The organism is Paenibacillus sp. AR247, from assembly GCF_002968895.1.
GTDB lineage: Bacteria > Bacillota > Bacilli > Paenibacillales > Paenibacillaceae > Paenibacillus_AQ > Paenibacillus_AQ favisporus.
In genome coordinates this window covers 501,582-506,035 of the sequence record NZ_PCZT01000012.1, presented here as the reverse complement: position 1 = coordinate 506,035, position 4,454 = coordinate 501,582, and the positions used below count along the sequence as shown (strand labels likewise).

Here is a 4,454-nt window from a genome sequence, read left to right as displayed (position 1 = left end):
AGGCATAACCGCAGGATATGCGAGCGACGCAGGACAGCTCGGTGGCAAACTGCGGCTCATCCTTAAACACCGGAACGACAAAGAGCCTAGGATTGTTTCGCATGCGTACTTTAAAGGAAAGCCAGCCCACCAGGGTCGTTTTAAGCCCCCACACGGTTCCCGTTGCAATCGCAGTCCAGGCTGCATCGCCTGTTGATAAATTGGTGGACCAATCCAGCTTCATAATGTTCACATGCTGCATGGTACGGTTAAACCATTCCTTTAAAGAAGCCGTCGACTGGAGCATAATCCTCACTTCATCTGCCCAATGGTCAATCCGTCTTTTGTTAATATGCGCTTTTCCGGCGGTTTGGCCGCTACGAAAACTGTTTTTACTTTCAAGCCGGAGCATAAAGCCCTTTTTCATATTGGCAAACACCAGGGAAGGCATCTCATAATGCATCTTTACGATTCCATACAGCATCTTGACGTCCAATACGGCTTTGTCATCCTTATTGTGCTTGCTGTACCATAATGTAATGGTAATGCTTGACATTATGATGGCAACCAGCAGAATGATCAGGATAACAATAATGGCGACTACAATCCACACGTATAAACCCCCAAGTCTGTCCTTAAATCTTCCTGTGCATAGTATGGCATTCCCTAATGGAAAAGATTCGGCCACAAGCTTTTTTTGAACGCCAAAGACCCACCCGGGGAATCCGGATGGGTCTTGTTGTTTATGCAGTTTTACGGCACATCGTCAAACGTCAGCTGTCTTCCGTCCAGCTTTTCGAACAAGAGCTGGGTTTCTTCCTCCAGATTATCCGTATCTTCAAATATGGCCGGCTCCGGGAGCGCCTGAAGATTCGGCAGGCCAAAGTAATCGAGGAACGACTTGGTCGTACCGTACAAAATCGGACGTCCGATCGCCTCCGCCCGTCCCGTCTCCTCGATCAGGTCCTTGTTGACCAGCGTCTGGATCGCCCGCTCGGATTTGACGCCGCGGATCTCTTCGATTTCCACACGGGTAATCGGCTGCCGGTAGGCCACGATGGCCAGCGTCTCGAGAGCCGCCTGCGACAGCGAGGATCGGGATGGGGAATAAGCGAGCCGCTCAAAATACGGGGCGTGATCGGGCAGCGTAGCCAGCTGATAGCTGCCGGCAATCTGGACGACCTGGATCCCCCTTTTCTCCCTGACAAAATCCTCCTTCATTTCTTCCAGGGCGTCGGTCACCAGCTCGGGACGATGCTCGACGACCTCGGCAATCTGCTTGGCCGTCAGCCCTTCATCCCCCGCCAAAAAGAGCAGACCCTCAATAATCGATTTCAACGTCGGAAAGTCCATTCGAGAGACCTCCCCCTTTCCATTCCATCACAATGTCGTCGAACAGCTTTTCCTGATAACAAATAATTTGTTTCATCTTCATCAGCTCCAAAATGGCCAGAAACGTCACGACGATTTCATGCCGTACCATCTCATCATGCAGCAGCTTGGAAAACAATAGCTTGCCGCCGGGCCCACTGGACTCCAGGGCATGCACCACCTCGCGGATCCGATCCTTCACCGAAATTTCGTCCCGCTGGATTTTGGCGTAGCTGGTCCGCTTCGACGCCTTGCGCAGCGCCTTCTGAAAAGCCGCGACCAAATCGGAGGCGTGCAGGCCTTTGACCGGATTGTCCGACATACGCGGCACCCACGGCGTTAGATCCTCTGGCTCCTTGGAGTAGATCAGGCTCCGTTCAAATTCCTTTTCCTGCAAATGCTTGGCAATCCCTTTATATTTGCGGTATTCGATCAGCTTCTGCACGAGCTCCGCCCGCGGATCGATTTCTTCTTCTTCATAAAAGTCAAACTCGTCCATTTCAAATACCGGAGGCTTCGGCAGCAGGAGCTTGCTCTTGATCGACAGCAGCGTGGCCGCCATAACCAGAAACTCGCTGGTGATATCCAATTCGAGCTCCTGCATGCTCTGCAAATATTCCATATATTGATCGGTAATCTCACTGACGGGGATATCCTGGATGTCGATTTCCGCTTTGTCAATCAGGTGCAGCAGCAAATCAAGCGGTCCTTCAAACGTCTCCAGCTTGTATAATACAGTGTTCACGGCTTATCCTCCCGTCACTTAAAGTACGCCCGCCAAGCGGGGCTGTGTCCCAATGGCGCTTAAGGCACTTTGCGGACATAAAAAATGCAGTACCCGGAAAAAGGGTACTACATTAAATAAGCACTATTTTAACTGTTTCGTCAAGTTGGCCATTTCAATTGCCGCCACCGCAGCATCGTATCCTTTGTTTCCGGCCTTCGTTCCGGCCCGTTCCACCGCCTGCTCGATGTTCTCTGTCGTCAAGACGCCGAAAATGGTAGGAACGCCGGTTTTCAGGTTGATCGCCGCCACGCCTTTGGCCACCTCGTTGCACACGTAGTCGTAATGGGAGGTTGACCCCCGGATAACCGTGCCGAGCGTAATGACGGCGTCGTACTTGCCGCTTTCCGCCATCTTCTGGGCAATCAGCGGAATTTCGAAAGCGCCGGGAACCCATGCCACGTCCACTTCTTCTTCCTTGGCGCCGTGACGCTTAAGGCCGTCAAGTGCGCCGCCCAGCAGCTTGCTGGTGATGAACTCATTGAATCTTCCTACCACGATGCCGTATTTTAATCCTTCGGATACCAAATTTCCTTCATAAATATGTGCCATGCTTCATCAGCCTCCTGTAATTATTCGGTAGTCGTCGTCAATGAATCGGGCTGCTCAAATTTCAGCATGTGCCCCAGCTTCATTTGCTTCGTATGCAAGTAGTTCTCGTTGTCCTTATTGGCCTGCATTTGGATCGGCACGCGCTCGACGATTTCCAGCCCGTAGCCCTCCAGGCCTTTGATTTTGCGCGGATTGTTCGTCAGCAGCCGAATTTGCCGGATGCCGAGATCCTTCAATATTTGAGCTCCGATGCCGTAATCGCGAAGATCCGCGGGGAATCCAAGCTTCAGGTTGGCATCGACCGTATCAAGGCCCTCTTCCTGGAGCTTATAGGCTCTCAGCTTGTTAAGGAGCCCGATGCCGCGTCCTTCCTGGCGCATGTACAGCAGCACGCCGCGGCCTTCTTCGTTGATCTGCCGGAGTGCGGCTTCAAACTGCGGGCCGCAATCGCAGCGATGGGAATGGAACACGTCCCCTGTCAGGCATTCGGAATGGACGCGGGTGAGCACCGGCTCCCCGGATGCGATGTCCCCTTTGATGAGCGCCAAATGCTCTTTATTGTCCACCGCATTCGTATAGGCGACGACCTGGAACTCGCCGAAGTCCGTTGGCATCCGAACCGATACCTCGCGGGTAACGAGCTTTTCCTATTGTTGCGGTACTGGATCAAATCCTTGATGCTGATCAGCTTGAGGCCATGTTTCTTGGCGATTTGCACCAGGTCCGGCAGCCGTGCCATCGTCCCGTCTCTTTGATGATCTCGCAGATCACTCCGGCCGGGAACGCTCCGCTGAGACGGGCGAGGCCGGCGCGCCGGAGCACGCCGCCGGTTTTGGAAATCAGCGGAAACATGTGGCCTGGGCGCCGGAAATCGGCTGCAGTCGCTTCCGGGTCGGCCAGCGCTTTGGCGGTCAGGGACCGCTCATAGGCGGAGATGCCCGTTGTCGTCTCCTTGTGGTCGATGGAGACGGTAAAAGCCGTGCCGTGATGGTCTGTATTGTTCGATACCATCGGCTTCAGGCCGAGCTCTGCGGCTCTTTCCTCGGTAATCGGCATGCAGACCAGTCCGCGTCCTTCCGTGATCATGAAGTTGATGACTTCAGGCGTAGCCTGATCCGCCAGAGCGATAAAATCGCCTTCGTTCTCGCGGTCCTCGTCATCCACGACGATAACGACCTTGCCTGCCGACAAGTCGGACACCGCATCTTCAATGCGGTCAAACACAAAATCCTCCTTCATGGGTTTCCCTCCTATTCCTGCATGGGCTTATTGGCCTGTCTGTCCTCTTGCCTGCCTCATGCAAATCCGTGTTGTGCTAGCAGCTCCAGGCTGATTCCCGAAGGTTCAGGACGCCCATTCCCTTCCCCTGTTCGGTAGTGAAGCAAATGGTCCACATATTTTCCGAGAATGTCGCATTCCAGATTCAGGGCACTTCCAGGCTTTTTGTCTGCCAGACTCGTCTCCGCAAGCGTATGTGGGATAATGGAAACGGTGAATGTTGTGGCGCTCGTCTTGACCACCGTCAAGCTGATGCCGTCCAGGGTAATAGATCCTTGCGGGATGATATAGCGGAGCAGAGCGGTATCTTCCGGCTCCACTTCGATCAACACCGCATTCTGATCCCGGTCCATCGCCCGGATCGTCCCTGTCCCGTCGGCATGTCCCTGCACGATATGTCCGCCGAAGCGGGCGCCCACCTGCATGGCGCGCTCCAAATTCACCCGGCTTCCAGCCCCAGCGATTTCAAAGTGGAATGGCGGTACGTTTG

Annotated in this window: 5 protein-coding genes and 1 pseudogene; all 6 read right to left on the bottom strand. The window is 53.9% G+C overall.

Annotation, left to right across the window (positions count from 1 at the left end; translation table 11 throughout):
• A partial coding sequence (locus tag CPT76_RS23900; protein ID WP_105444659.1) for a DUF2953 domain-containing protein occupies positions 1 to 592 on the bottom strand: 592 nt, incomplete at its 3' end.
• 140 nt (positions 593 to 732) lie between these two features.
• Positions 733 to 1,332, bottom strand: coding sequence for an SMC-Scp complex subunit ScpB (gene scpB, locus CPT76_RS23895; RefSeq protein ID WP_105444744.1), 600 nt, complete (start codon positions 1,330 to 1,332; stop codon positions 733 to 735).
• Positions 1,301 to 2,095, bottom strand: a complete 795-nt coding sequence (locus CPT76_RS23890) for a segregation and condensation protein A (RefSeq protein ID WP_105444658.1) — start codon at positions 2,093 to 2,095, stop codon at positions 1,301 to 1,303. The genes scpB and CPT76_RS23890 overlap by 32 nt, the downstream gene beginning before the upstream one ends.
• Before the next feature lie 123 nt (positions 2,096 to 2,218).
• Positions 2,219 to 2,686, bottom strand: coding sequence for a 6,7-dimethyl-8-ribityllumazine synthase (ribH, locus tag CPT76_RS23885; RefSeq protein WP_089548072.1), 468 nt, complete (start codon positions 2,684 to 2,686; stop codon positions 2,219 to 2,221).
• A 20-nt stretch (positions 2,687 to 2,706) separates the two neighbouring features.
• Positions 2,707 to 3,925: pseudogene (locus CPT76_RS23880) on the bottom strand (bifunctional 3,4-dihydroxy-2-butanone-4-phosphate synthase/GTP cyclohydrolase II).
• Positions 3,926 to 3,981: 56 nt separating this feature from the next.
• On the bottom strand, positions 3,982 to 4,454 hold a 473-nt coding region (locus CPT76_RS23875), incomplete at its 5' end, for a riboflavin synthase (RefSeq protein WP_374954720.1).

Excerpts from the sequence above, each read along its gene's own strand:
- ribH (WP_089548072.1), bottom strand. The coding sequence starts at position 2,686 with ATGGCACATATTTATGAAGGAAATTTGGTATCCGAAGGATTAAAATAC.
- scpB (WP_105444744.1), bottom strand. The coding sequence starts at position 1,332 with ATGGACTTTCCGACGTTGAAATCGATTATTGAGGGTCTGCTCTTTTTG.